The organism is Pseudomonas sp. GM80, from assembly GCF_000282515.1.
Taxonomy (GTDB): Bacteria; Pseudomonadota; Gammaproteobacteria; order Pseudomonadales; family Pseudomonadaceae; genus Aquipseudomonas.
Genome location: NZ_AKJD01000148.1, coordinates 14,634 through 39,044, shown reverse-complemented (window position 1 = coordinate 39,044; position 24,411 = coordinate 14,634). Strand labels below are relative to the sequence as shown.

Annotated in this window: 26 protein-coding genes and 1 pseudogene; 15 read left to right on the top strand and 12 right to left on the bottom strand. The window is 60.8% G+C overall.

Annotated features, from left to right (window positions below):
* Positions 1 to 71: 71 nt before the first annotated feature.
* From PMI37_RS20670 to lptM, 6 genes are read right to left on the bottom strand one after another with little or no spacing between them, the layout of a single operon-like run.
* A complete protein-coding gene (locus PMI37_RS20670) occupies positions 72 to 770 on the bottom strand; it encodes an HAD family hydrolase (RefSeq protein ID WP_008084576.1) in 699 nt (232 codons plus the stop codon).
* The gene (gene xerC / locus PMI37_RS20665; protein WP_008084575.1) at positions 767 to 1,666 is read right to left on the bottom strand and encodes a tyrosine recombinase XerC; all 900 of its coding nucleotides are present in this window, start codon (positions 1,664 to 1,666) and stop codon (positions 767 to 769) included. Before xerC ends, PMI37_RS20670 begins: the two co-directional genes overlap by 4 nt.
* Positions 1,667 to 1,668: 2 nt before the next feature.
* A complete protein-coding gene (locus PMI37_RS20660; RefSeq protein WP_008084574.1) occupies positions 1,669 to 2,394 on the bottom strand; it encodes a DUF484 family protein in 726 nt (241 codons plus the stop codon).
* 13 nt (positions 2,395 to 2,407) lie between these two features.
* Entirely contained in the window at positions 2,408 to 3,238 is an 831-nt protein-coding gene (dapF, locus tag PMI37_RS20655) for a diaminopimelate epimerase (protein ID WP_008084573.1), read from the bottom strand.
* Positions 3,239 to 3,241: 3 nt separating this feature from the next.
* The gene (gene lysA / locus PMI37_RS20650; RefSeq protein ID WP_008084572.1) at positions 3,242 to 4,489 is read right to left on the bottom strand and encodes a diaminopimelate decarboxylase; all 1,248 of its coding nucleotides are present in this window, start codon (positions 4,487 to 4,489) and stop codon (positions 3,242 to 3,244) included.
* Positions 4,490 to 4,498: 9 nt separating this feature from the next.
* Positions 4,499 to 4,675: an LPS translocon maturation chaperone LptM gene (gene lptM / locus PMI37_RS31415; protein WP_003229400.1), complete on the bottom strand. Its 177-nt coding sequence runs from the start codon at positions 4,673 to 4,675 to the stop codon at positions 4,499 to 4,501.
* A 318-nt stretch (positions 4,676 to 4,993) separates the two neighbouring features.
* Between lptM and cyaY the strand changes: the two genes are divergently transcribed.
* The 3 genes from cyaY (at position 4,994) to rnk (ending at position 6,227) form a co-directional block, all read left to right on the top strand.
* Entirely contained in the window at positions 4,994 to 5,326 is a 333-nt protein-coding gene (gene cyaY, locus PMI37_RS20640) for an iron donor protein CyaY (protein ID WP_008084571.1), read from the top strand.
* A 4-nt stretch (positions 5,327 to 5,330) separates the two neighbouring features.
* Positions 5,331 to 5,549, top strand: coding sequence for a DUF1289 domain-containing protein (locus tag PMI37_RS31410; RefSeq protein WP_081500526.1), 219 nt, complete (start codon positions 5,331 to 5,333; stop codon positions 5,547 to 5,549).
* Between the two features lie 258 nt (positions 5,550 to 5,807).
* Positions 5,808 to 6,227 (top strand): nucleoside diphosphate kinase regulator, encoded by a 420-nt coding sequence (rnk, locus tag PMI37_RS20635; protein WP_008084569.1) that lies wholly within the window; start codon positions 5,808 to 5,810, stop codon positions 6,225 to 6,227.
* A 7-nt stretch (positions 6,228 to 6,234) separates the two neighbouring features.
* Here the strand turns inward: rnk and PMI37_RS20630 are convergent, their stop codons facing one another.
* From PMI37_RS20630 to PMI37_RS20620, 3 genes are all read right to left on the bottom strand, one after another.
* Positions 6,235 to 9,078, bottom strand: coding sequence for a class I adenylate cyclase (locus PMI37_RS20630; protein ID WP_008084567.1), 2,844 nt, complete (start codon positions 9,076 to 9,078; stop codon positions 6,235 to 6,237).
* 182 nt (positions 9,079 to 9,260) lie between these two features.
* Positions 9,261 to 9,506 carry a TIGR02647 family protein gene (locus PMI37_RS20625; protein ID WP_008084565.1) on the bottom strand — a complete coding sequence of 82 codons (246 nt, stop codon included), beginning with the start codon at positions 9,504 to 9,506 and terminating at the stop codon, positions 9,261 to 9,263.
* A gap of 195 nt (positions 9,507 to 9,701) precedes the next feature.
* Positions 9,702 to 9,992 carry a hypothetical protein gene (locus PMI37_RS20620; protein ID WP_008084563.1) on the bottom strand — a complete coding sequence of 97 codons (291 nt, stop codon included), beginning with the start codon at positions 9,990 to 9,992 and terminating at the stop codon, positions 9,702 to 9,704.
* A 123-nt stretch (positions 9,993 to 10,115) separates the two neighbouring features.
* Between PMI37_RS20620 and PMI37_RS20615 the strand changes: the two genes are divergently transcribed.
* On the top strand, positions 10,116 to 10,775 hold the full coding sequence (locus PMI37_RS20615; RefSeq protein ID WP_008084561.1) for a glutathione S-transferase family protein: 660 nt from the start codon (positions 10,116 to 10,118) through the stop codon (positions 10,773 to 10,775).
* Between the two features lie 119 nt (positions 10,776 to 10,894).
* On the opposite strand, the gene argH is transcribed toward PMI37_RS20615, so the two are convergent.
* On the bottom strand, positions 10,895 to 12,289 hold the full coding sequence (argH, locus tag PMI37_RS20610) for an argininosuccinate lyase (RefSeq protein WP_008084559.1): 1,395 nt from the start codon (positions 12,287 to 12,289) through the stop codon (positions 10,895 to 10,897).
* A 336-nt stretch (positions 12,290 to 12,625) separates the two neighbouring features.
* Between argH and PMI37_RS32580 the strand changes: the two are divergent.
* From PMI37_RS32580 to PMI37_RS20575, 8 genes and pseudogenes are all read left to right on the top strand, one after another.
* Positions 12,626 to 12,766, top strand: a pseudogene (locus tag PMI37_RS32580) (sensor histidine kinase); the annotation flags it as partial.
* A complete protein-coding gene (locus PMI37_RS20605; protein ID WP_007911111.1) occupies positions 12,763 to 13,509 on the top strand; it encodes a LytR/AlgR family response regulator transcription factor in 747 nt (248 codons plus the stop codon). The pseudogene PMI37_RS32580 and the gene PMI37_RS20605, both read left to right, overlap by 4 nt.
* A 138-nt stretch (positions 13,510 to 13,647) precedes the next feature.
* Positions 13,648 to 14,589, top strand: a complete 942-nt coding sequence (hemC, locus tag PMI37_RS20600) for a hydroxymethylbilane synthase (protein ID WP_008084557.1) — start codon at positions 13,648 to 13,650, stop codon at positions 14,587 to 14,589.
* On the top strand, positions 14,586 to 15,347 hold the full coding sequence (locus PMI37_RS20595; RefSeq protein ID WP_008084556.1) for a uroporphyrinogen-III synthase: 762 nt from the start codon (positions 14,586 to 14,588) through the stop codon (positions 15,345 to 15,347). The genes hemC and PMI37_RS20595 overlap by 4 nt, the downstream gene beginning before the upstream one ends.
* A 16-nt stretch (positions 15,348 to 15,363) precedes the next feature.
* A complete protein-coding gene (locus PMI37_RS20590) occupies positions 15,364 to 16,509 on the top strand; it encodes a uroporphyrinogen-III C-methyltransferase (RefSeq protein WP_008084554.1) in 1,146 nt (381 codons plus the stop codon).
* Positions 16,506 to 17,744 (top strand): heme biosynthesis protein HemY, encoded by a 1,239-nt coding sequence (locus tag PMI37_RS20585; RefSeq protein ID WP_008084551.1) that lies wholly within the window; start codon positions 16,506 to 16,508, stop codon positions 17,742 to 17,744. The genes PMI37_RS20590 and PMI37_RS20585 overlap by 4 nt, the downstream gene beginning before the upstream one ends.
* A gap of 218 nt (positions 17,745 to 17,962) precedes the next feature.
* Positions 17,963 to 18,514, top strand: coding sequence for a disulfide bond formation protein B (locus PMI37_RS20580; protein WP_008084550.1), 552 nt, complete (start codon positions 17,963 to 17,965; stop codon positions 18,512 to 18,514).
* A gap of 184 nt (positions 18,515 to 18,698) precedes the next feature.
* Positions 18,699 to 19,157, top strand: coding sequence for an Rsd/AlgQ family anti-sigma factor (locus PMI37_RS20575; RefSeq protein WP_008084548.1), 459 nt, complete (start codon positions 18,699 to 18,701; stop codon positions 19,155 to 19,157).
* Positions 19,158 to 19,216: 59 nt separating this feature from the next.
* Here PMI37_RS20575 and PMI37_RS20570 read toward each other — a convergent pair whose 3' ends face one another.
* On the bottom strand, positions 19,217 to 19,882 hold the full coding sequence (locus PMI37_RS20570) for an FKBP-type peptidyl-prolyl cis-trans isomerase (protein WP_008084545.1): 666 nt from the start codon (positions 19,880 to 19,882) through the stop codon (positions 19,217 to 19,219).
* Positions 19,883 to 20,074: 192 nt separating this feature from the next.
* On the opposite strand from PMI37_RS20570, the gene PMI37_RS20565 reads away from it, so the two are divergent.
* Positions 20,075 to 21,295 (top strand): AlgP family protein, encoded by a 1,221-nt coding sequence (locus PMI37_RS20565; RefSeq protein WP_008084542.1) that lies wholly within the window; start codon positions 20,075 to 20,077, stop codon positions 21,293 to 21,295.
* On the opposite strand, the gene PMI37_RS20560 is transcribed toward PMI37_RS20565, so the two are convergent.
* The gene (locus PMI37_RS20560) at positions 21,292 to 21,753 is read right to left on the bottom strand and encodes a TIGR02444 family protein (protein ID WP_008084540.1); all 462 of its coding nucleotides are present in this window, start codon (positions 21,751 to 21,753) and stop codon (positions 21,292 to 21,294) included. The genes PMI37_RS20565 and PMI37_RS20560 overlap by 4 nt on opposite strands.
* A gap of 50 nt (positions 21,754 to 21,803) precedes the next feature.
* On the opposite strand from PMI37_RS20560, the gene PMI37_RS20555 reads away from it, so the two are divergent.
* Positions 21,804 to 23,714, top strand: a complete 1,911-nt coding sequence (locus tag PMI37_RS20555; protein ID WP_008084538.1) for an ATP-binding cassette domain-containing protein — start codon at positions 21,804 to 21,806, stop codon at positions 23,712 to 23,714.
* Positions 23,714 to 24,295, top strand: coding sequence for a mechanosensitive ion channel family protein (locus tag PMI37_RS20550; RefSeq protein WP_008084536.1), 582 nt, complete (start codon positions 23,714 to 23,716; stop codon positions 24,293 to 24,295). The genes PMI37_RS20555 and PMI37_RS20550 overlap by 1 nt, the downstream gene beginning before the upstream one ends.
* Positions 24,296 to 24,411 lie beyond the last annotated feature (116 nt).

Genomic DNA, 24,411 nt, shown 5'->3' with positions numbered 1-24,411 from the left:
GATCGCAGCCTTCGGCAGCTCCTACATTGGAATGCGTTCCCCTGTAGGAGCTGCCGAAGGCTGCGATCTTTTCAGCGGTTCCAGCGTGCAAGCACGGCTGGCAAATCGCTGAGGCTACGGATTTCGGCATCCGGCAGACGATCCGCTTCCCAGACTTTTCCCGCCGGGTTAAACCAGATTGCCCGTAACCCCGCCTGTTGTGCCCCGGCAATGTCATCACCCGGATGATCGCCGATGTGCACGGCGGTTTCGGCGGTGGCGCCACCGCGTTGCAGAGCCTCATGAAAAAGCCGCGCATCCGGTTTGGCGATGCCGATATCTTCCGCGCACAACGCAAACTTGAAGTAATCCGCCAGGCCCAACCTCCGCACATCGGCATTGCCATTGGTGACTACGCCAAGCGCATAGTGATTGGCGAGGATCTCCAGCACCGGTTCGACTTCAGGGAACACTTCGATCTGATGCCGCGCATGCAGAAACACTTCAAAACCCTTGTCTGCCAGGTCGGTAGCTTCGCCATGGGCATATCCAGCGTCTTCCATCGCATGAAACAACACCCGCCGACGTAGCGCGCTGATCCGGTGCTTGAGCCCCGGCTCGTTAGCCAGTACACGCTCGCGAATCGTCCACAAATGTTCGACCGGCACCGCGCCCAGGTTCGGCGCATGTTCGCTCAGCCATTCGCGCAATACCGCTTCGGCGCTGACGATCACCGGCGCGGTGTCCCACAGGGTGTCGTCGAGGTCGAAGGTGATCAACTGGATGCTCATGAATCATCGCCTTTCATGCGTTTGGCCCGTGGGTGGGCGCTGTCGTAGACCGCCGCCAGGTGCTGGAAGTCCAGGTGGGTGTAGATCTGCGTGGTCTTGATATCTGAGTGGCCGAGCAATTCCTGCACGGCGCGCAGATCCTGTGAGGATTCGAGCAGATGGCTGGCGAACGAGTGCCGCAGCATGTGCGGGTGCAGGTTCTGCCCCAATTCGCGTTCGCCGGCCAATTTGACTCGTACCTGAATCGCTCGCGGGCCAAGGCGCCGGCCTTGTTGGCTGACAAACACAGCGTCGTCTGCGGGGTTGGTCATGGCCCGTAACGGCAGCCATTGTTCCAGTGCTTCGCGGGCCTTTTTACCCACCGGCAGCAGGCGGGTTTTGCTGCCCTTGCCGAGCACTTGCACCATGCCATCGGCGAGGTCGAGTTGATCAAGATTGAGCCCGGTCAGTTCGGAAAGGCGCAGACCGGAGGAGTAGAACAACTCCAGAATCGCCTGATCCCGACGTGCGAGAAAATCGTCCTCGACCGCACCTTCAAGCAGTTGCAGCGCACGGTCGGTGTCGAGGGTTTTCGGCAGGCGGCGCTCGCCTTTCGGCGGTGCCAGACCCGTGGCCGGATCATGGTCGCAAAGGCCTTCGCGATTCAGATAGTGATAGAGCCCGCGCACCGCCGACAGCAATCGGGCGAGGCTGCGCGAGGACTGGCCCTGCGCATGCAAGCGAGCAATCAGGCTGCGCAGGCGCTGAATGTCCAGCGCAGACCAACTGCCGATGTTCTGTTTCACGCACCAGCCAAGGACTTTATCGAGGTCGCGGCGGTAGGCCGACAGCGTGTGCGGCGACACCTGTCGCTCACTGCGCAGGTGTTCGCAGTAAGCGTCCAGTTGTCGTTCCATGTTCAGCGTACCGAGCGCAGGGAGCTGTTGACCCGTGGCAGCACGCGGCCCATGACTTCGGCGATATAGCTGAGGAACAGCGTACCGACCGAACTCTTGTAGTGCTGCGGATCACGGCTGGCGATCGCCAGAATGCCGTGGATGCCTTGATGGCTGACGGCGACCACGGCAGTTGAGCCGATCTGCTTGCGCTGTTCTTCGCCGAAGAGGAAGTCCAGCTCATGTTCGCGCAGGCTGCCGCTGACGCTTTTGCCTTCGGTGAGCAAGCCGCCGATGGCGACTTGCGCGTCGGCGTGGGTGACCCAACGGCCAACCGGTGCCGGGTTATCACCGAGCAGGATCAGGCTGACAAAAGGCACCTGGAAATCCTGGCGCAGACTGTCTTCGACGCTGATCACCACGTCTTCCAGGCTGGCGGCGTCCATTAGAGAAAGAATCAGGCGGCGGGTCTTGTCGAACAGGCGATCGTTGTCGCGGGCGACGTCCATCAAATGCGAGAGGCGGTGACGCATCTCGATGTTGCGGTCGCGCAGGATAGTCATCTGCCGCTCGACCAGCGAAACGGTATCGCCACGCTGGTGCGGAATGCGCAGGGCGGGCAGCAGTTCTTCGTGCTCGACGAAGAAGTCCGGATGCGCCTCAAGGTACGCAGCAACCGCTGCCGCCTCCAGGCTCTCGGACGCTGATTCGTCGGACTGTCGGGCGGGTACCTGAGGCTTATCGGTCATGGTTTCTGCTCACTCAAAGACGTACTTGTCCTTCGTATACACGCACTGCCGGACCGGTCATCAGCACCGGTTGGCCAGGGCCCGCCCATTCAATGGACAGACGCCCGCCGGGCAGGTCGATCAATAGCGGCGAATCCATCCACCCCTGGCTGATCGCAGCGACAGCCGCTGCACAAGCGCCGGTGCCGCAGGCCTGGGTTTCCCCGGCACCACGTTCCCACACGCGCAACTGCGCACGGTTGCGGTCGATGACCTGGAGAAAACCGACGTTCACTCGCGCGGGGAAGCGCGGGTGATGTTCGATTTTCGGCCCCAGTTCATGCACCGGTGCACTGTTGATGTCTTGCACGCGCAATACCGCGTGCGGGTTGCCCATCGACACCGCGGCCAGTTCGACCGTGGTGCCATCGACTTCCAGCTGATAGCTGATGGCTTGCGCTGGCGCTTCGAACGGAATGTCCGCCGGCACCAGACGTGGAGCGCCCATGTTCACGCCGATCTGGCCGTCGTTACGTACGTCCAGTTCGATAATGCCGCCCTTGGTCTCGACGCGGATCTGCCGCTTGGCGGTCAGACGTTTGTCGAGCACGAAGCGCGCAAAGCAGCGCGCACCGTTGCCGCACTGCTCAACTTCGGAGCCGTCGGAATTGAAGATCCGATAACGGAAATCCACGTCCGGGTTGCTTGGCGCCTCGACGATCAGCAACTGGTCGAAACCAATGCCGGTGTGGCGGTCGCCCCATTGCTTGGCGTGCTTTGGCTGAATATGCGCGTGCTGGCTGACCAGGTCGAGAACCATGAAGTCATTGCCCAAGCCGTGCATTTTAGTAAAACGCAGCAGCATGGGTTACTCCGGCAGCAGGCTTTCGCCGGCAAACAGCTCGGCCACGGTCTCGCGGCGACGCACTTCAAAAACCTGATCACCGTCTACCAACACTTCAGCGGCACGGCCACGGGTGTTGTAGTTGGAGCTCATCACAAAACCGTAGGCGCCGGCCGAATGCACCGCCAGCAGATCGCCTTCGGCCAGGGCCAATTCGCGATCCTTGGCGAGGAAGTCACCGGTTTCGCAAATCGGGCCGACGATGTCGTATTTGCGCGCAGCGCTGTCACGCGGCTTGACCGCGGTAACGTCCATCCACGCCTGATACAGCGCCGGGCGGATCAGGTCGTTCATCGCCGCATCGACGATGGCGAAATCCTTGTGTTCGGTGTGCTTGAGGTACTCGACCTGGGTCAGCAGCACGCCGGCGTTGGCAACGATGAAACGGCCCGGCTCGAACACCAGCGCCAGATCACGACCGTTAAGACGCTCGCGTACGGCTTTGATGTAGTCAGCAGCCAATGGCGGCTCTTCATCGCGATAACGCACACCCAGACCACCACCGAGATCGATGTGGCGCAGGTGAATGCCGCAATCGCCGAGACGATCGACCAGATCCAGCAGACGGTCGAGCGCATCGAGGAACGGTGGCAGCGTGGTCAGTTGCGAACCGATGTGGCAGTCGACGCCAACCACTTCCAGGTTCGGCAGATGCGCGGCACGCACGTACACGTCTTCGGCGTCGGCGATGGCGATGCCGAACTTGTTCTCTTTGAGACCGGTGGAAATGTACGGGTGGGTGCCGGCATCGACGTCCGGGTTCACGCGCAGCGAAACCGGGGCGCGGACGCCCAGTTCGGCGGCAACCACTTGCAGGCGCTCGAGCTCGTCGGTGGATTCGACGTTGAAGCAGTGCACGCCGACTTCCAGCGCACGACGCATGTCGTCGCGGGTCTTGCCGACACCGGAGAAGACGATTTTTTCAGGGCTGCCGCCAGCGGCGAGCACGCGTTCCAGTTCGCCACGGGACACGATGTCGAAACCGGCGCCCAGACGCGCCAGGACATTCAGTACGCCGAGGTTGGAGTTGGCTTTGACCGCAAAGCAGACCAGGTGCGGCATGCCGGCCAGCGCATCGGCGTACGCCAGATACTGGGCTTCGATGTGTGCGCGCGAGTAAACGTAGGTGGGCGTGCCAAAGCGGTCGGCGATGGCAGACAGCGCCACACCTTCCGCAAACAGTTCCCCGCCACGGTAGTTAAAAGCGTCCATGGCGATCCCTTATTGGTAAACGTCGTGCTTGTGCGCCTTGGAGGCAGGCTGTTGTTGCGACGATTTGGCTTGCTCGGCCGGGTCCTGATCGTCATCGGGCAGGTACAGCGGGCCTTTTTGACCGCAGGCCGAAACGAGGCAGGCAACCGCGACGAGCGCAGCAAGGGAAGAGATCAGGCGCTTCATGGCGAAATCCTTGAAAATGCGTTAATTGCGCCGGAGTATACCGGCCACCCGGCAGCTTGCCTATGTGATGGCCTTCCCGTCCGGCGGGGCTTGCCCACCAGCATATAGAACCCTGTGGGAGCGGGCTTGCCCGCGATTGCGGTGGTTCAATCGACATCAATGTTGAATTTGCCGGCCTCATCGCGGGCAAGCCCGCTCCCACAGGTACCGGGTTTGTTACGCCGATCGGTGCTTGGTCGTTAATCTTTGCAATCGGCCGGCAGCGTCCGTATCTTTCGGCGCTTGAGCCTGATCAGAACATTTTTTGAGGTTGCCGCAATGAGTTTGTCCGAAGCCCGTTTCCACGATCTGGTCGATGAAACCCAGGAAAAACTGGAAGACATCTTTGATGAAAGCGACCTGGATATCGACATGGAGAACTCGGCCGGTGTGCTCACCGTCAAGTTCGAAAACGGCTCGCAGCTGATCTTCAGCCGCCAGGAGCCGCTGCGTCAGCTGTGGCTGGCGGCGGTGTCCGGTGGTTTCCACTTTGATTACGACGAAGAAAGCGAGCGCTGGATGTGCGACAAGAGCGAAGAGCAATTGGGCGAAATGCTCGAGCGCATCGTCAAGCAGCAGGCCGGCGCCGACTTCGATTTCGAAGGTCTGTGATTCCGTGACTGATACTGCTCCCGTTCGTCCGCCGAAGCCGCTTTACAGCAATGTCAGCGCGGCCGTGCCTTCGCCGTGCAGCGGGGTGTGCCGGCTGGATGAGCAGAAGGTCTGCCTGGGTTGCTTCCGCCATGTCGAGGACATTCGCGAATGGCGCTCGGCAGACGATCAGCGACGCCGGGTCATCTGCCAGCAGGCTGCTGCCCGCCAAAATTCTGTTTGATACCCCATTGTGGCGAGGGGATTTATCCCCGTTGGGTCGCGTAGCGGCCCCAAAATCTTTACGACTGCTGCGCAGCCGAACGGGGATAAATCCCCTCGCCACAAGGGTTTCACCCAGGCAAAAAGTGGGTGACTTGTATATTTTTTGAGCTGTGATAGTGTCCGCAGACGCCTCAAACCACCGAGGCACGGTGAAAACCCCGTCTTTTTTGGCGGGGTTTTGCTTTTTTTGTGCAGAAGAAAGGAGTCTGCCCGGATCATGACCGCACCTTCCATCACCCTCACCCGTCTGGACGTGCAACGTCTGGAGCGCCTGATCGACAGCCTGAACGACAAAGACCAGGCTGCGCCGGGCGTGATCGCGCTGCAAACCGAACTGGACCGTGCCGACGACGTGGTCGGCCACGATGAAGTGCCCGCCGATGTCGTGACGATGAATTCCCGCGTGCATTGCCGTGAAGAAGGCAGTGGCAAGGACTACCACCTGACGCTGGTCTATCCCAAGGATGCCAACGCCGACGAAGGCAAGATCTCCATTCTGGCACCGGTCGGCAGTGCACTGCTGGGCCTGAAAGTCGGTCAACACATCGACTGGCCGGCACCGGGTGGCAAGACCCTCAAGCTGACCTTGCTCGAAGTCGAATCGCAGCCGGCCAACGGCGGTGATTTCCGCGAGTAACCCGCCTTCAGACCTGTTCGAGTGCCTCGTTCAGAGCGCGCTCCAGGTCAGCCTTGTAGCGTAGATACAGATTGCTTGAACTCTGCCCGTCACCGAGCAGGCCCGAGAGGTCGAGGTCGGTGATGTAGCAGCGATAGCGTTCGCTGTCGCGGCGCTGCTCGACGATCTCCTGGGCGACCACGCTGAACAGCTGGTCGCCATGTTCCAGCTCACTGAATTCCCGTTGATTGCAATACAGCGTGACTTGCACTTCGCCCGGTGCGGCTTTGCCGACGATCGCCTGCACGTCGTAGAACGGCTTGTTTACCGGGGTCTGCGGTGCTGGTCGCGCTTCGACCCGTCGCGCGCGCCCCGGACCCGAAGGCAATAACTGGTAATACAACGTTTCGAGACGGGCACCCGGGCCGGCGTCCATCGGCAACACGGCTTCGCGACGGTACAGGATCGATTGCAGGAAACGCTGCAACGGCACCAACAGACTCTGCTCGTCGTGATAAGGCAGATGCTGCTGCCACAGCGCATTGAATTCATCCAATACGTACAGCTCGGCTTGCTGTTCGGTGATGCGGTAGAACACCTGAATGCATTCCGGCTGGCCCATTGGCAGGATCAGCGCGAGGTCGTGCTCCTCCAGCGCCATCGGGTCCAGGTGCAGCGGGCTGTAGCGCGGCTGTTCTTCGCCGAGGTAATCGAGCAGTGCCGGCAGGGTCGCGAGGGCGACGTGGTTGACCTGGCCCGGCACCAACTCCAGCACGTGATAGTGCTGCTGCACTTGAATCAGGTAGCGGTGGTTCAAATCACTGAGCAGCAGGTTTTGCGCGGTGTCGACGATTTCCTCGACACGCCGGGCAATGAACTGCGCGCGGTTGTGGCAGAAACAGCGCACCTTCAACGACGGTTGCGACGGCCCGCGTGGCAGGTTGTTGAGGTAATCGCGCAGGCAGTCGAGGAGGGCGTGCGGGCCGTCGAAGCGGTTGACCAGCACTTCGTTCCAGCTGTTGAGCGTGACTTGATCGAGGGTCAACACGAGGTTTTCGCGCACACCGGCGTAGCTCAGCGAGTCGGTGCGCTCGGTGGTCATCAGGATGTTGAGGTCGCGGTGATGCTTGAGCGGGTCGACGCCGACGTTGACCAGCATCAGCACTTCGCTCGGCACGGCGGCGCGCAGCAATGGCTCTTCGGCCACAGTGGGCAATGGCAAAGCGATGCACTGTTGCAGGCTGCCGAGCAGGTTGAACAGCTCGAACTCGCTCAGGTCGCTGGTGCCAGGGTGTAGCGCCAGGCGGGTGCTGCTGTCGATCACGCCGTTGCGGTGACTCCACGTCAGCAGTTCAAGCAACTCGCGGCTGCGCTTGATCGGCGCAAAGTGCTCCCACTCCAGCGCGGTGAGGCTGCCGTTGTACAGGCCCCACTGGGTTTGCCCAGGTTCCTTTTTGTTGCGCGATTGCACCAGCGTCAGGGTGTCTTCGGCCAGATCGGGGGCGATGCCGGGGTTGATGAACTCGACCTTGTCGGCCTTGCGTTCGAAGGCGGCATAGAGCCGGCGACCGAGCACGTTGAGGTCGCGCTTGTTGATCAGGCTGACCGTCTGTTCGGTGCGGGCGAATTGAGTCAGGAAGCGATAGCTGTAATTCAGCTCGTTGACCAGCGCGCGGCGCTCGGCGCTGACCTGACGGACTTTCCACTGGCTGCGGCTGTCGAGTAGCGCCAGTTGCCGCTGATCCCAATGCCATTCGCTGGCCAGCCGTTCGAGCAACGAACGTTGCCAGCTCTGGGTGCGACTGTTGCCGGTGAGCTTGCGGTTGACCTTCAGATACAGCGCGCGGCGCACCAGTTCCAGGCGTTCCGGCTCGTTGCGCGCAATGAGGTATTCCTCGATGCGCCGGTACACGACCATGTACGGATCCAGCTCGTCGAGATCGAGCTGATTGCCGAACACGGCTTTCTTGAAGCGCAGGCTCAGGCACTGCACGTGTGGGTGCTCGCTGGCGTAAACCTCGGTCAGCAACAGTTTGAGCACCGATTTGTACGGTGACTCGATGCCCTTGAACAACTGCCACAAACCCGCGCCGATGAACTCTCCCGGTGGAATCGTCGCCAGATGGCCGAGATCCAGGGTTTCGTCGGCGCGAATGAAGCGCTTCGACAGCAGGGTGTGGGTGTACAGGTCGTAGGCGGTTTCCTCGTAAACCGGCACCAGCCACCAGATCGGCGTGCGCCCGGCCAGCCAGATCGCGGTGCGGTAGAACTCGTCCAGCAATAGATAGTGTTGGGTGCTGCCGCAGTTTTCCGAGCTGAGTTGGGTGTCGCGCTCGCCTTTGACGAAGCGCACCGGGTCGATCAGGAAGAAATGCGCCTCGGCGCCCTGGCTCGCGGCCCAGACTTCCAGCAATTGGCATTTCTTGCTCAGCTCAGTGAGTTCGCTTTCGTTGAGGTCTGGCGCATGGCAGACCCACACGTCCATGTCGCTCTGATCGGCCTGCGCCAGCGTGCCGAGGCTGCCCATCAGAAACAGACCGTGAATAGGTCGCGGCGGGTTGCTGCCGTGACGTGGCTTGTAAGAAAACGATCGGGTCAGGCGCTGGGCTTCGGCGAGCACATTGGCGTCGGGCTCGTAATTAGACAGACCAGCCGGCGTACTGCCCGACACATAACCCGGCAGCAGCGGATGGTTGACATGGAAGAACAGCGGCAGCAGCGTCAGTACGCTTTGCTGGCGTGTCGACAACCCTTCGAGGGCGCGCCCAAGGCGGCCTTCATTGAGTTTGAGAAACCGCGCGCGCAGTTGGCTGAGGACTTTGCGGTCAATGCCTTCGTCCAGGTCGGGGCGGATTTCGTGGGTGCGCGTCATGTCAGCTCAAACCGGCTCGCAGGCTCGGACGTAGAGGGTCTCGGAATGTCAGGCAGTTTAGCCTTAGCGCGGCGGGACTTTTAGCTGATTTTGTTTTTTGACGTCAGATTTCTATCGCGGGCGAACAGGCAGGCCCGCGGAAATCCCGTGGCAGGAGTTCCCGTGGGCGAAGTCGGGGAGGATCAGGCGGTTTCTTGCTCTCTCAGAATGGTCAGCACGGTCTGCACATTTTGTGCTGCATCGCGACCGAGGCTGGTCAGATAACCGCCATCGGGCTGATCAGTCAGGTCTTTTTCAAAGAGGCGTTTGGCGGCAGAAATATGTTTCGGGGCAGCGGTCTGATGAATTTTCAAACCTTCCTGGGAACTGTCCAGGGGAAAGAGTGCGAGGACTTCCAGTTCGGCAACCAACTCAGGGGTAAGCGACATAAGGACTCCAGACTTTCTAGGAATTGGACGACAGCGCCCCTAAGGTGAACCCGCTTTTGCGGCATGTCCAGTGCTCAGATCAGGGATTTTGTCTTGAGGCGGATTCCAGTGTAGTCCCCATAAAAAAGATCGCAGCCTTCGGCAGCTCCTACAGGGGATTTATGTAGGAGCTGCCGAAGGCTGCGATCTTTTGATTCAGGATTTTTCTGGCGGCAACTCAGGCAGCGCACGCAGCGCCGCTTCGTACCATTCAGTATCAAATGCACGATCTTCATCGAGCATCGCGTCAATCTCGTAGGCCAGCACGTGCGCCATCAGATTGAGGATCTCTTCACGCTCAACGCCGACCAGGGTCAGCTTGTTGAACGTCGCTTTGGCGGCCGGCGGGTTGTCGCTTTCGATCTGGTTCTCGATGGCTTCGATCAACGTCGCTTCGGTGAACTCTTCTTCGTCGTTGTCATTGTCGATGTCTGTCGGCTCGCTCATGGCAGGCTCCTCAAGGAAAGGCGCCAGTTTACCCGCATTCAGAGGCGTGATGCTGCTGGCGGGATTGGCCTGCACGTTCTATAAACAGGCACTGCCCACCCCGCACGGCCTGGAGGCTATGTGATGCTCAAGCTTTATGGATTCTCAGTCAGCAACTACTACAACATGGTCAAACTGGCGCTGCTGGAAAAAGGCCTGTCGTTCGAAGAGGTCACGTTCTACCCGGCGCAAACCCCGGAGTCCCTGACTATCAGCCCGCGCGGCAAAGTGCCGGTGCTCGGCGTCGATGGTGGTTACATCAACGAAACCGCGATCATCCTCGAATACCTGGAGCAGACCCAGAAAGGCACAGCGCTGCTGCCGAGCGATCCGTTCGAGCGTGCGCAGGTGTTGGCGATTGCCAAGGAAATCGAGCTGTACATCGAGTTGCCGGGGCGTGCCTGTTATGGCGAAGCATTTTTCGGCATGACTTTGCCGGACGCGATCAAGGAAAAGACCAAGACTGAATTGTTGCTGGGTTTTGCGGCCTTGGGCCGACACGGCAAATTCGCCCCGTACGTGGCGGGCGACAGCTTGAGTATTGCCGATTTGTACTTCCTCTACAGCGTGCCGCTGGCCTGTGCGGTCGGGCAGAAGCTGTTCGGGATTGATTTGCTGGCGGAGATGCCGCAGGCGAAGGCGTTGCTGGAGCGGCTTGAGCAGAATCCGCATGTGCAGAAGATTGCGGCGGACAAGGATGCGGCGATGCCGGCGTTTTTGGCGATGATCGCTGCAAAGAAGTGATTTTTTTAGCGTTCTGAAGTCAGTCATCGCTGGCAAGCCAGCTCCCACAGGTCTTTGGGTCGAACCAAAATTGTGTTCCAGCAAAGAACCCTGTGGGAGCTGGCTTGCCAGCGATGCTTTTAGCGGCTGGCGATCAGCGCTTGACCGCGCACTACAGCAGCCTTGACCTGCGCCGGCGCAGTCCCGCCGATATGGTCGCGGGCATTCACCGAGCCTTCCAGGGTCAACACGGCAAACACGTCCTGCTCGATCTGATCGCTGAACTGGCGCAGTTCTTCCAGGCTCATCTCGGCCAGATCCTTGCCCGTGTCCACGCCGTACTTCACGGCATGGCCAACGATTTCGTGGCAATCACGGAACGGCAAACCACGGCGCACCAGATAATCCGCCAGGTCGGTCGCGGTGGAGAAGCCACGCAGCGCCGCTTCACGCATGATCGCGTGCTTCGGTTTGATCGCCGGGATCATGTCGGCAAAGGCGCGCAGCGAGTCGCGCAGGGTGTCGGCGGCGTCGAACAGCGGCTCTTTGTCTTCCTGGTTGTCCTTGTTGTAGGCCAGCGGTTGGCCTTTCATCAAGGTCAGCAGGCCCATCAAGGCACCGAACACACGGCCGGTCTTGCCACGTACCAGCTCTGGCACGTCGGGGTTTTTCTTTTGCGGCATGATCGAGCTGCCGGTGCAGAAACGGTCCGGCAGATCGATGAACTGGAACTGCGCGCTGGTCCACAGCACCAATTCTTCGGAGAAACGCGACAAGTGCATCATCGCGATGCTCGCGGCCGAGCAGAATTCGATGGCGAAATCGCGATCGGAAACGTTGTCCAGCGAGTTGCCGCCAACCGCGTCAAAACCCAGCAGTTGTGCGGTGTATTCGCGGTCGATCGGGTAGGTGGTGCCGGCCAGCGCGGCGCTGCCCAGCGGCATGCGGTTGGTGCGCTTGCGGCAGTCGACCAGACGCTCGTAATCGCGGCTGAGCATTTCGAACCAGGCCAGCATGTGGTGCCCGAACGTCACTGGCTGCGCGGTCTGCAAGTGGGTGAAGCCCGGCATGATGCTCGCAGCTTCGCGCTCGGCTTGCTCCAGCAGGCCTTTTTGCAGACGGGTGATTTCGGCGAGGATCAGGTCGATCTCGTCACGCAGCCACAGGCGGATGTCGGTGGCCACCTGGTCGTTGCGGCTACGCCCGGTGTGCAATTTTTTACCGGTGACACCGATGCGATCGGTCAGGCGTGCTTCGATGTTCATGTGCACGTCTTCGAGGTCGATGCGCCAGTCGAACTGGCCGGCCTCGATTTCGCCCTGAATGGTGTTCAGGCCGTCGATGATGCTGTCGCGCTCGGCATCGGTCAGCACGCCGACCTTGGCCAGCATGGTGGCGTGGGCGATCGAGCCCATGATGTCGTGGCGATACAGGCGCTGGTCGAAAGTGACGGAGGCGGTGAAGCGGGCGACGAAGGCGTCGACGGGTTCACTGAAGCGGCCGCCCCAGGACTGATTGGTCTTGTCAGTGCTCATGAATTCGCTCGTATCGGCTTGAAGAAAAAAGGCGTGAAACGCTGGCGCGGATAATAACAGGGTTGCCCAGACTGTCGCTGACACCGGTCGATACGTTTTTTTCTCATTGGCTCAGTCATAGTCGGCGCTGCGCCCGGAAGATTTGCGCAAGGATATTTTTCGATTGAGCAATATCGGCCCGACGAGCGTCTACAGTAGGACATAAGGGTCGGCGCGACTTTCGATCGCGCAAAGGTCTGGCCGCCGACTATAAGAAGAGGGGGGTGGGTGTAATTGTCCTTCGGCAATCCCCGTGAGAAACGCAGGAAACAGCGGGCTTTGAGCAGTACGACCCGGACACTGGCAAATATTGCTGGCCGACGTACGGCACTTTTTGGCGCTCGGGCTAGTCTTAGCGTGGATCGCGGTGACGGACGTCACTTCACCTGTCTACGCTATCCTTGTGCGAGACTCACGCAGGAATCCAGCGCAATATGAATGTCCTGATCGTTGATGACGAACCACTGGCTCGCGAGCGCCTCAGCCGAATGGTGAGCGAGCTCGAGGGTTATACAGTTCTGGAGCCCAGCGCCACGAATGGCGAGGAGGCGTTGGCACTGATCGACAGCCACAAACCGGATATCGTGCTGCTTGATATCCGCATGCCGGGCCTCGATGGCCTGCAAGTTGCTGCCCGTCTGTGCGAACGAGAAACGCCGCCCGCCGTGGTGTTTTGCACCAGCCCCGATGAATTTGCCGTGGAAGCCCTGCAGGCCAGCGCCGTGGGCTATGTGGTGAAACCCGTGCGAACCGAACATCTGCATGACGCCCTGAAACGGGCGGAACGTCCCAACCGGGCGCAACTCTCGGCCCTGACCCGTCCCGCTGCCGAAAGTGGCACCGGCCCACGCAGCCACATCAGCGCCCGCACCCGTAAAGGCATCGAACTGATCCCGCTGGATCAGGTGGTCTATTTCATTGCCGACCACAAATACGTGACCTTGCGCCACGAGGCCGGCGAAGTGCTGCTCGACGAGCCACTGAAGGCTCTGGAAGACGAATTCGGCGAACGCTTTGTGCGTATCCACCGCAACGCCCTGGTCGCCCGCGACCGCATCGAACGTCTGCAACGCACGCCGCTGGGGCATTTCCAACTGTTCCTCAAAGGCCTCAATGGTGATGCGCTGATCGTCAGCCGTCGGCACGTGGCCGGTGTGCGCAAAATGATGCAGGGCCTGTAAGCCGGACATTTCCGGCGGCTCACATTTCTTTCCATCGGGCATTGCAGGCCAGGGAGGCCGCGCCGACTCTGATTCAAGTCAAAGTGGATTTGGCTGAGCTGTTATTATCCGCCGTATCTATTCAGTACGGATTGATCCATGTCCTCTCGCGAAATCCGCATCGCCACCCGTAAAAGTGCGTTGGCCCTCTGGCAGGCCGAATACGTCAAAGCCCGTCTGGAAGCGGCCCACCCGGGCCTGCTGGTGACGCTGGTGCCCATGGTCAGTCGCGGCGACAAGCTGCTCGATTCGCCACTGTCGAAAATCGGCGGCAAGGGCCTGTTCGTCAAAGAACTGGAAACCGCGCTGCTGGAAAACGAAGCCGACATCGCCGTCCACTCGATGAAAGACGTGCCGATGGACTTCCCCGAAGGCCTCGGTCTGTTTTGCATCTGCGAGCGCGAAGACCCGCGCGATGCCTTCGTTTCCAATACCTATGAAAGCCTTGAAGCGTTGCCTGCCGGCAGCATCGTCGGCACCTCCAGTCTGCGCCGTCAGGCGCAACTGCTGACGCGTCGCCCGGATCTTGAAATCCGCTTCCTGCGCGGCAACGTCAATACGCGTCTGGCCAAGCTTGATGCTGGCGAGTACGACGCGATCATCCTCGCAGCGGCCGGCCTGATCCGCCTCGGTTTCGAAGAGCGCATCACTTCGGCAATCAGTGTCGATGACAGCCTGCCGGCCGGTGGCCAAGGTGCGGTCGGTATCGAATGCCGCAGCGCCGACACGCAAATCCACGCCTTGCTCGCCCCGCTGCATCACGCCGACACCTCGTCGCGGGTGACTGCCGAACGTGCCCTCAACAAACATCTGAATGGCGGCTGCCAGGTGCCGATCGCCTGCTACGCCGTGCTCGAAGGCGAGCAGTTGTGGTTGCGTGGTCTGGTCGGCGAGCCGAGCGGTGGCAAGCTGCTCAGCGCTGAAGCCCGTGCGCCACGTGCTAATGCCCAAGCATTGGGTGTGCAGGTAGCTGAAGATCTGTTGAGCCAGGGCGCCGCCGACATTCTCAAAGCAGTCTACGGCGAGGCAGGTCACGAGTGACCGCTTGGCGCCTGCTGCTGACGCGCCCTGCGGAAGATTGTGCGGCGCTCGCCGAGACGTTGGCGGCGCAGGGCGTTTTCAGTAGTTGTCTGCCGCTCCTGGACATTGTCGCGCTGCCAGTCTCTGACAAGATTCGTCAGGCGATTGCGCAGTTGCCGGGTTGCAGCGCGGTGATCGTGGTCAGCAAACCGGCGGCGCGCATTGCACTGGATTTACTCGGCGGCTCGCCTGCGCTGACGATGCCGTGGTTCAGCGTCGGTGCGGCAACCGCGCAGATCCTTCTGGATCGCGGCCTCGATGCGCACTTCCCGTCTGAGGGCGATGACAGTGAAGCGTTGCTGCAATTGCCGCGTCTGCGTGAGGCGGTCAGCCAGCCCGGTGCGCAGGTATTGATCCTGCGCGGGCAGGGCGGGCGCGAGCTGCTCGCCGAGCGTTTGCGTGAGCTAGGTGCTAGTGTCGAGTATCTGGAATTGTATCGACGTGACCTGCCAGCCTATGCACCGCACGCGTTGCCGCAGCGGATCGCAGCGGAACGCTTGAACGGGCTGGTGGTCAGCAGTGGACAGGGTTTCGAGCACCTGCGCGAAATGGCTGGCGATGCCTGGCCCGAGATTGCGCAGCTGCCGTTGTTTGTTCCAAGCCCAAGGGTCGCCGAGCTGGCACGTGCCGCCGGGGCTCAAACAGTTGTGGATTGCCGCGGCGCGAGTGCCGCGGCTTTGCTGACGGCGTTACGGGAGCATCCCGGGCCCGTTCTCTAATGCAAAGGATGGATACGTGAGCGAAACAGCCTTGCCAAAAGATGATGTCCAACCTGTCGTGCTTGAAAAGCAGGTTGAAACTCCACCGCCGGCCAACGAGCCGCGCCGAGGCAATGGACTGGCCATCGTCGCCCTGTTGCTCGGTGCTGCCGGTGTCGCGATCGGTGGCTGGGGTGTCTGGCAGGTCCGTCACCTGCAGACCAACACCCAACAACAGTCGGGCCAGGTGCAGGCGCTGAACGATCAGGCGCAGAGCCTGAAACTCAACGAGCAGCGTCTGACCGAGCGCCTCGCGCAGTTGCCGGGCGCCGACGAACTTGCCGAGCGCCAGCGTCTGGTGACGCAGCTTCAGGGCGATCAGCAACGCCTCAACCAACGCCTGGAAACCGTCCTCGGGGCGAGCCGCAAGGACTGGCGTCTGGCCGAGGCCGAACACCTTCTGCGTCTGGCCAGCCTGCGTCTTTCCGCGTTGCAGGACATCAGCAGCGCGCAGGCACTGGTGCAGGGCGCCGACGAAATTCTCCGCGAACAGAACGACCCTGGTTCTTTCGCTGCCCGCGAGCAAGTGGCGAAAACCCTGGTGGCCCTGCGCAGCACCGCGCAGCCGGATCGCACCGGGCTGTTCCTGCGCCTCGGCGCGTTGCGCGATCAGGTCATTGATCTCACCGAGCTGGCGCCGGAGTACAAGGATCGCGGCGAATCGCTGCTGGGCCTGACTGCCGACGGTGACGGCGCCAGTCGCTGGGCACAGTGGTGGGATCAGGTTTCGCGTTACATCCGTATCGATTTCAACGCTGACAAGAATGTGCGGCCGCTGCTGGCCGGGCAGAGCCTGAGCCAGGTACGTCTGGCCCTGAGCCTGGCGCTGGAGCAGGCGCAGTGGGCGGCGCTCAACGGACAGGCGCCGGTTTATACCCAGGCACTGGCCGAGGCGCGTGACGTGCTCAAAGGCAATTTCAATCCGGACAACCCGCAGAGCAAAGTGATGCTGGAGCAGGTTGGCGAATTGAGCAAAGAGCCGGTCACGGTCAACACGCCGGATCTGGCCGGCACTCTCAGCGCGGTGCAGGCGTATCTGGAACGGCGCAACGTCAATGCTGAAGAATCGGTGAAACCTTTTGCCAAGCCTGCCGCCAATTCCGCGCAGGAGGCGACGCCATGAAGCGCCTGTATGTGATCGTGTTCCTGGTGATCGCGGCGACAGCGGCGCTGGGTTTTGCGGTGGCGCAGCATTCCGGTTACGTGCTGGTCGCCTACAAGAGCTTTCGCTACGAAGCGAGCCTGTGGGCAACGCTGGCGGTCATCGCGGTGCTGTGGCTGCTGATCTGGGGCATCAAGGCGTTGGTCGAGCTGGTGATGACCTCCAGCGGCGTGGTCAATCCATGGTCGCGGCGCAACCGCAGCCGTCGCGTGCAAGTGGCGATCGAACACGGGCAACTGGACCTGGCCGAAGGGCGTTGGGCCAGCGCGCAACGTCATCTGCATCGCGCGGCTGAAGCCGAGCGCCAACCGTTGCTGTACTACCTCGGCGCTGCGCGCGCCGCCAATGAGCAAGGCAATTACGAAGAATGCGACCGCCTGCTGGAGCGTGCGCTGGAGCGTCAGCCGCAGGCCGAACTGGCGATTGCCTTGAGCCATGCGCAACTGCAAACCGATCGCGGCGATACCGATGGGGCGCTGGTTACGCTGCAAGCGATGCACGAGCGCCATCCGCACAATGCGCAGACGTTGCGCCAGTTGCAGCGCCTGTATCAGCAGCGTGGTGAATGGTCGGCGGTGATTCGCCTGCTGCCGGAGCTGCGCAAGGACAAGGTCCTGCCAGCGGCCGAACTGGCTGAACTCGAACGACGCGCCTGGGGCGAGAACCTTTCGTTGGCGGCGCATCGCGAAGAGGACGGCACGGTGGGCCTGCAATCGCTCAATCGGGCATGGCAGCAACTGACTTCCGCGCAACGTCAGGAGTCGCCGCTGGTGCTGGCGTATGCCGAGCAACTGCGGCAGTTGGGCGCTCAGGTGGAAGCCGAGGAAGTCTTGCGCGGCGCCATCAAACGCAAGTTCGACAGTCATCTGGCCCGCCTGTATGGCCTGGTGCGCGGCAGCGATCCGGCGCGTCAGTTGCAGACGGCTGAAGGCTGGCTCAAGGAGCATCCGAACGATCCGAGCCTGCTGCTGACCTTGGGGCGTCTGTGCCTGCAAACCAGCCTGTGGGGCAAGGCGCGCGATTATCTGGAAAGCAGCCTGCGTGTGCAGCGCAATCCGGAAACCTGCGCGGAACTGGCGCGTTTGCTGGCGCAACTGGGTGATACCGAGCGCAGCAACCAGCTGTTCCAGGAAGGCCTCGGTTTGTTGGATGAGCGCCTGCTGGCGGCGCCGTTGCCGGTACCGGCTCGCGCCTGAAAACACGGGGGAGTTCGCTCCCTCGTTTTCGTTTCGCGACTATTGATTGCCTGCAAATCAGCCTCGAAGGCAAAGTCCTACAGCGTGCTTTACCTTTTCCTCTCTACCCTGTCGGGTTTTCCCTACACCTTTACCGAAGTGTCGCCAGCCCACCGCCTTGAAAGGCTGACGCGCTTTCCTCTACCGTAACTGCCTGTCTCTACTGTTACGGAAAAGCCATGTCGTTGGCCTGCTCACGCTCCTTGTTTTTCATGGCTTTCACTGCGGGGGCCGTTGCCCTGGGAGCTTCCTATTACCTTGAATACGCGGTTGGCCTGGTGCCGTGCAGCCTGTGCCTGGTGCAGCGATTGTGCATGACGCTGCTCACAGCCTGTTGCGGACTGGCGGCGGTGCACGGCCCGCAACGCCTCGGTCTGTCGTTCTATTGGGTGGCCGCGCTGGGTGCGAGCCTCGGCGGAACCACTGCGGCCTGGCGACAGGTGTTGTTGCAGAGCGATCCGGTGTTACAGCTGGCAAACTGCTCACCCGATCCAGCCACCTTGTTCAGCAACCTGCCATGGCTGTGTGCGGCGGTGCGGATGATTAACGGCAGCGCCGATTGCGCGGAAATTTCCTGGACGCTGTTTGACCTGAGCGTTCCAGAGTGGAGCCTGCTGTTCTTTATGGCCGTCTCCGTGCTGGCGTTTTTTCAACTCGTGCGACAGGTCTGGAACGCTCTGCAACGACCGCTCAGCGGCGAAGCGTCGCACCGGGGGCTGGTCAGGGATTAAACACTTGTATGAACTTTATCTCCTGCGTACCTTGAAGCCATAGGCGCGCGGGCATAATCTGGCCCGCACGTGTCATTGGATTTATGTTGCTCGATGACGCTCTGCCCGTCCGCACTCCAAGCGATAAACCAGAAGAGAGGCGCGGGTGTAGAGCAGCATGACCCACAAGGGAAGAGAGATCGCCATGCTCGAAAGTTGTCAGAATGCTCAGGAACGCTGGGGTGGAGTTCATCTGCTGATCGACCGCTGGTTGCAAGAGCGGCATGAACTGGTTCGGGCCTATGATGCTCTTGGTGCGAAACCCGAGAAGTTGTCCGAGAACCGCAAGCCCTTGCAGGAATTCTGCGGCGTGCTGGTGGACTACGTATCGGCCGGGCATTTCGAAATCTACGAACAGCTGACCGGCGAAGCCAAGGCGTTCAACGACAAGCGCGGCCTGGAACTCGCCGAGACAATCTATCCGCGCATCGACGTGATCACCGAGAAGCTGCTCGCGTTCAACGATCTGTGTGATGAAGGCAAATGCGTTGCCGAGAAATTCAAGGAGCTCGGTGGTTTGCTGCACGAGCGCTTCGAACTCGAAGACTGCCTGATTGAAGTGCTGCACACAGCGCACAAGGAAGAAGATCCGGTCCAGGCCTGATCCTTTCTACCGATCAAAAAAAACGGTGCGCCCAAAGCGCACCGTTTTTTATTGCCTGCTCAACTGGTCGCGCCGCGCAATTCCACTTCAAACACCAGCGGTGTGAATGGCGCGATCAGGTCACCGGCACCGTCCGCGCCATACGCTTGATCCGATGGAATCACCAGGCGCCATTTCGCGCCCACCGGCATGTTTTGCAAAGCGGTGCGCCAACCGGCGATCACGCTGTCGAGGTTGAACCATTGCGGCTGAGTGTTCTGATCGAACACGGTGCCGTCGGGCAAGCGACCGACATACAACACCTGCACTTTTCCATCCGGCCCGGCTTTGGCGCCAGTGCCTGGCGTCAGCTCGGTCAGGAGGATGCCGTCGGCCAATTCCTTCACGCCCGGCTTGGCTTTTTCTGCCGTGAGAAACCTCTGCTCGTTTTCCATCGCGGCATCACTGGAAGGCTGCGCTGAATGTTCGGCATTTTGTGCTTCGTGATCAGCCAGAATCTGTTCGATACGCGCTTCACTCAGCGCCAATGGCTTGCCTTGATAGGCTTGCTGCAAGCCTTCGACCAACGCTTGAATCTGCAACTGCGGAACCTCCTGACGCAGGCGTTCACCCAGGCTTGCACCGAGACTGTAGGCGAGATCGTGAGCGTCATTCGCGGTGGTTTTTTCGTCGGCGTGAACCACTGAAAAAACCATGCAGAGGGATAAAAAAAGGTAGCGCGACATGGGCACTCTCCGTCCTGAGATGCGGTGGATTATGCCAGCGCAAACGTCTGCAACGGTGAACTGCTTTTGACTTGTCGAAGAACATTTTCACTTCGTTGCAACGCAACCGTTTCGATACTGTCAAGATGACCTAGCGGCGGTAGCAGCAGAGGTCTAGTATGAGCCGCATTCACGTCAGCCAGGAGGTAAACCATGTCGGCCACCAAGAAGCCTGTAAACACTCCGTTGCACTTACTCCAACAACTCTCGGGCAGCCTGCTCGAGCATTTGGAAAACGCTTGCTCGCAAGCCTTGGCTGATGCTGAAAAACTGCTCGCCAAACTGGAAAAGCAACGCGGCAAGGCGCAAGAAAAACTGCACAAATCGCGTACCAAATTGCAAGACGCAGCGGCTGCCGGTAAAGCCAAGGCACAGACCAAAGCCAAAGGCGCAGTGAAAGAACTGGAAGACCTGCTCGATGCGCTGAAGGATCGTCAGTCCGATACCCGCAGCTACATTCTGCAACTCAAGCGTGACGCCCAGGAAAGCCTGAAACTGGCCCAGGGTGTTGGCCGCGTTCAAGAAGCCGTGGGCAAAGTATTGTCGACTCGCTCGGCCAAACCAGCAGCGGCACCGGCGAAGAAAGCTGCTGCAAAACCTGCTGCAGCCAAAGCTCCAGCGAAAACTGCAGCGGCCAAGCCTGCTGCAAAAGCGGCTGCTAAAACCGCTGCCAAGCCTGCTGCAAAAGCACCAGTGAAAACCGCTGCAAAACCAGCGGCCAAAGCGGCTGCAAAACCTGCTGCGAAAAAACCTGCTGCGGCGAGCGCTGCAAAACCAGCGGCTAAAACCACAGCGGCAAAACCTGCTGCGCGTACTGCCGCTGCCAAGCCGGCTACCCGTGCCGCTGCTGCTAAACCAGCCGCAAAACCAGCTGCTGCCAAAGCTGCTCCAGCGAAAGCCACCGCTGCAAAGCCGGCCGCTAAACCTGCTGCCAAAGCTGCGGCAAAACCTGCTGCTGCAAAACCAGCTGCCAAGACTGCCGCTAAACCAGCAGCGGCCAAACCTGCGGCAAAAGCGCCAGCCAAAGCTGCTGCAAAACCGGCTGCAAAACCAGCCGTGAAAGCCGCCGCCAAACCGGCAGCCAAGCCAGCCGCTAAACCGGCCGCTGCTGCCAAACCAACGACTGCTGCCGCCAAGCCTGCTGCTGCAAAAACAGCCGCCAAGCCAGCTGCAAAACCTGCCGTTAAAAAGCCAGCCGCTGCCAAACCAGCTGCCGCCAAACCGGCTACCGCGCCTGCCGCCAAACCTGCCGCACCGGCAGCGTCGGCTGCGCCAGCGGCACCTGCTCCAGCCGCTACCACCTCGACCCCTTCGACTGCGTCATCGCCAGCCGTTGTGTCGAGCACCAGCAACAACCCAACCAGCGCTTCCTAAGTGCCGGTAGCCGCGACGCGCAGCACTTGCAGCGCGTCGCGGTTCGGGCTGGCTGCCATGCCGGCCAAGCCTTCCAGCCAGGTCATCGAACCTGCCTCGTTTCGCGTCCACTCCTGCGCCACACCCTCAAGCCGTGACAGCAACACTCGCTCAGCTTCCAGCTCAAGTGACTTGATCTGCTCGCGCATGCCTTTCAACACCGCATCATCCACCGCCCGGGTTTTCCATTGCATGCGCAGTGCCCGCAGCGGCTGCACTACCTCGATATCCCACGGCTCGGTCAGCGCCTGAAGCTGGCGAACGCGTTGTTCATCGCAAGTCACCCCGCGTTGTTCCAGCCACAAACCACACAGCAGCAGGCACACATTCGCGCCCGCCGTTTGCAGTTGCAGACAAGCATCTTCCACGCCCGGACGGGCGTAGACGGCAAGGGAAAAGCTCCACAGGTCAGAGGACATCGTGCTACTCGCGCCAGTTGTGAGCGAAGCTGGTAGACTCCGCCGCCATTATGATCCGACTTCAGAACCTGACTTTACAGCGTGGCCCGCAACGTCTGCTAGAAGACGCCGAGCTGACCCTGCACGCCGGCCACAAAGCCGGCCTCATCGGTGCCAACGGCGCCGGCAAATCGAGCCTGTTCGCCTTGATTCGGGGCGAACTGCACCCGGACTCGGGTGACTGCTTCCTGCCGGCCGACTGGCGCATCGCCCACATGCGCCAGGAAATCGAGACGCTCGAGCGCCTTGCCGTCGACTATGTGCTCGATGGCGACCTGCGTCTACGCGAGGTGCAACGTGACCTCGCTGCCGCCGAAGCGGCGCATGACGGTGCCGCTCAGGCCCGCCTGCACTCGGAACTCGACAGCGCCGACGGTTACACCGCCGATGCGCGAGCGCGCAAGTTGCTCGCCGGTCTCGGTTTCACCAACGAGCAGATGGATCGTCAGGTCGGGGATTTCTCCGGTGGCTGGCGGATGCGCCTGAACCTGGCGCAAGCCTTGATGTGTCCTTCGGACTTATTGCTGCTCGACGAACCGACCAACCACTTGGATCTCGACGCTATCATCTGGCTCGAAGAGTGGCTGAAAAGCTACCCGGGCACCTTGCTGCTGATTTCCCACGACCGTGATTTCCTCGACGAAGTCGTCGATCACGTCGCGCATGTCGATCAGCGCAAGATCACCCTCTACCGTGGTGGCTACACCGCGTTCGAGCGCGCCCGTGCCGAGCGTCTGGCCCAGCAGCAGCAGGCCTACGAGAAGCAGCAGGCGCAACGTGCGCACATGGAAAGCTACATCGCCCGCTTCAAGGCGCAAGCGACCAAGGCCCGTCAGGCACAGAGCCGGATCAAGGCCCTGGAGCGGATGGAAGAGTTGTCGGCAGCTCACGTCGATTCGCCGTTCGACTTCGTCTTCCGCGAGTCGACGAAAATCTCCAGCCCGCTGATCGACCTGTCCGATGCGCGACTGGGTTACGGCGACAAAACCATCCTGGAGAAGGTCAAGCTGCAACTGACCCCGGGGGCACGGATCGGCCTGCTCGGGCCGAACGGCGCGGGTAAATCGACGCTGATCAAGAACCTCGCCGGCGAGCTGTCACCGATCGCCGGGCGCCTGACCCGTGGCGAGAACACCGTGGTCGGCTACTTCGCCCAGCATCAGCTCGACTCGCTGGATTCCAAGGCCAGCCCATTGCTGCACATGCAACGTCTGGCACCGAGCGAGCGCGAGCAGACCCTGCGCGACTTCCTTGGCGGTTTCGACTTCCGTGGCGCGCGCATCGATGAGCCGGTGCTGAATTTTTCCGGTGGCGAAAAGGCGCGTCTGGCCTTGGCGTTGATCGCCTGGGAACGTCCGAATCTGTTGCTGCTCGACGAACCGACCAACCACCTCGACCTGGAAATGCGCCTGGCGCTGACCATGGCGCTGCAGGAATTCAGCGGCGCGGTACTGGTGGTGTCTCACGACCGGCACTTGCTCAAGAGCACCACCGATAACTTCTACCTGGTCGCGGACGGCAAGGTCGAAGAGTTCGATGGCGACCTCGAAGACTATGCGCGCTGGCTGGTGGAATACCGCCAGCGCAATGCGCCGGTAAGCAACACTCCGGCCAACCCGGACAAGACTGACAAGAAGGCTCAGCGTCAGGCTGCAGCTGCGTTGCGTCAGCAACTGGCGCCGCACAAGCGCGAAGCCGATAAGCTTGAAGCTGAACTGGGCAAGCTTCACGAGAAACTGGCCAAGGTCGATGCCAGCCTCGGCGACAGCGATATCTACGAGCCGGCGCGCAAGAACGAATTGCGTGATCTGTTGGCCGAACAAGCCAAGCTGAAGGTTCGCGAAGGCGAGCTGGAAGAGGCGTGGATGGAAGCCCTCGAGGTGCTGGAAAGCATGCAGGCGGAGCTGGAGGCGCTGTCCTGATGGAAGCGTTCAAGCTGCCGCTGCCGGCGATGTGGGTCGAGCCAATCTGGCTGGGCGTGCAGATTCTGCTGATCCTGCTGGCCGGCTATCTCGCCCAACGCTTCGTTGCCAAGTGCCTGACCCGCCTGGGTGAGCGCTATCCGTTCCCGCCGCAGTTGCTGATGCCGCTGCGTGGCGTGCTGCGCTGGCTGATCATGGGCAGTGCGGTGATCTTTGTTTTGGAACGCCTCGGTGTTTCGGCCACGGTGTTGTGGACGGCGCTGTCGGGTTTCGTCGCGGTGGCGGCGGTCGCGTTCTTCGCGATGTGGAGTGTGCTGTCGAACCTGCTGTGCGCAATTCTGATCTTTACGGTCGGGCCGTTTCGGCTGGGCGATATCGTTGAACTGGTCGACACCACGGACAAGCCTGGCGTGAAGGGGCGGGTGGTGGCGATCAATCTGCTTTACACGACGTTGATCGAAGCGGAAGAGTTGGGGACGGGGAGCGCGATGGTGCAGGTGCCGAACAGTCTGTTCTTCCAGCGTTCGGTACGGCGTTGGCGTGGGACGGATGTGTTTCCGTCTAGCGGTTTTGAGAAGTAGGGTTTCAAGCAAGATCAAAAGATCGCAGCCTTCGGCAGCTCCTACAGGGATCGCATTCTCACGTAGGAACTGCCGGAGTCTGCGATCTTTTGCTTTTAGCTCCGATCCGCATTAGC

Bases quoted from the DNA above. Each gene is read 5' to 3' on its own strand.
- PMI37_RS20670 (WP_008084576.1), bottom strand. From the start codon at position 770: ATGAGCATCCAGTTGATCACCTTCGACCTCGACGACACCCTGTGGGAC.
- xerC (WP_008084575.1), bottom strand. From the start codon at position 1,666: ATGGAACGACAACTGGACGCTTACTGCGAACACCTGCGCAGTGAGCGA.
- PMI37_RS20660 (WP_008084574.1), bottom strand. From the start codon at position 2,394: ATGACCGATAAGCCTCAGGTACCCGCCCGACAGTCCGACGAATCAGCG.
- dapF (WP_008084573.1), bottom strand. From the start codon at position 3,238: ATGCTGCTGCGTTTTACTAAAATGCACGGCTTGGGCAATGACTTCATG.
- lysA (WP_008084572.1), bottom strand. From the start codon at position 4,489: ATGGACGCTTTTAACTACCGTGGCGGGGAACTGTTTGCGGAAGGTGTG.
- lptM (WP_003229400.1), bottom strand. From the start codon at position 4,675: ATGAAGCGCCTGATCTCTTCCCTTGCTGCGCTCGTCGCGGTTGCCTGC.
- cyaY (WP_008084571.1), top strand. From the start codon at position 4,994: ATGAGTTTGTCCGAAGCCCGTTTCCACGATCTGGTCGATGAAACCCAG.
- rnk (WP_008084569.1), top strand. From the start codon at position 5,808: ATGACCGCACCTTCCATCACCCTCACCCGTCTGGACGTGCAACGTCTG.
- PMI37_RS20630 (WP_008084567.1), bottom strand. From the start codon at position 9,078: ATGACGCGCACCCACGAAATCCGCCCCGACCTGGACGAAGGCATTGAC.
- PMI37_RS20625 (WP_008084565.1), bottom strand. From the start codon at position 9,506: ATGTCGCTTACCCCTGAGTTGGTTGCCGAACTGGAAGTCCTCGCACTC.
- PMI37_RS20620 (WP_008084563.1), bottom strand. From the start codon at position 9,992: ATGAGCGAGCCGACAGACATCGACAATGACAACGACGAAGAAGAGTTC.
- PMI37_RS20615 (WP_008084561.1), top strand. From the start codon at position 10,116: ATGCTCAAGCTTTATGGATTCTCAGTCAGCAACTACTACAACATGGTC.
- argH (WP_008084559.1), bottom strand. From the start codon at position 12,289: ATGAGCACTGACAAGACCAATCAGTCCTGGGGCGGCCGCTTCAGTGAA.
- PMI37_RS20605 (WP_007911111.1), top strand. From the start codon at position 12,763: ATGAATGTCCTGATCGTTGATGACGAACCACTGGCTCGCGAGCGCCTC.
- hemC (WP_008084557.1), top strand. From the start codon at position 13,648: ATGTCCTCTCGCGAAATCCGCATCGCCACCCGTAAAAGTGCGTTGGCC.
- PMI37_RS20585 (WP_008084551.1), top strand. From the start codon at position 16,506: ATGAAGCGCCTGTATGTGATCGTGTTCCTGGTGATCGCGGCGACAGCG.
- PMI37_RS20580 (WP_008084550.1), top strand. From the start codon at position 17,963: ATGTCGTTGGCCTGCTCACGCTCCTTGTTTTTCATGGCTTTCACTGCG.
- PMI37_RS20575 (WP_008084548.1), top strand. From the start codon at position 18,699: ATGCTCGAAAGTTGTCAGAATGCTCAGGAACGCTGGGGTGGAGTTCAT.
- PMI37_RS20570 (WP_008084545.1), bottom strand. From the start codon at position 19,882: ATGTCGCGCTACCTTTTTTTATCCCTCTGCATGGTTTTTTCAGTGGTT.
- PMI37_RS20565 (WP_008084542.1), top strand. From the start codon at position 20,075: ATGTCGGCCACCAAGAAGCCTGTAAACACTCCGTTGCACTTACTCCAA.
- PMI37_RS20560 (WP_008084540.1), bottom strand. From the start codon at position 21,753: ATGTCCTCTGACCTGTGGAGCTTTTCCCTTGCCGTCTACGCCCGTCCG.
- PMI37_RS20555 (WP_008084538.1), top strand. From the start codon at position 21,804: ATGATCCGACTTCAGAACCTGACTTTACAGCGTGGCCCGCAACGTCTG.
- PMI37_RS20550 (WP_008084536.1), top strand. From the start codon at position 23,714: ATGGAAGCGTTCAAGCTGCCGCTGCCGGCGATGTGGGTCGAGCCAATC.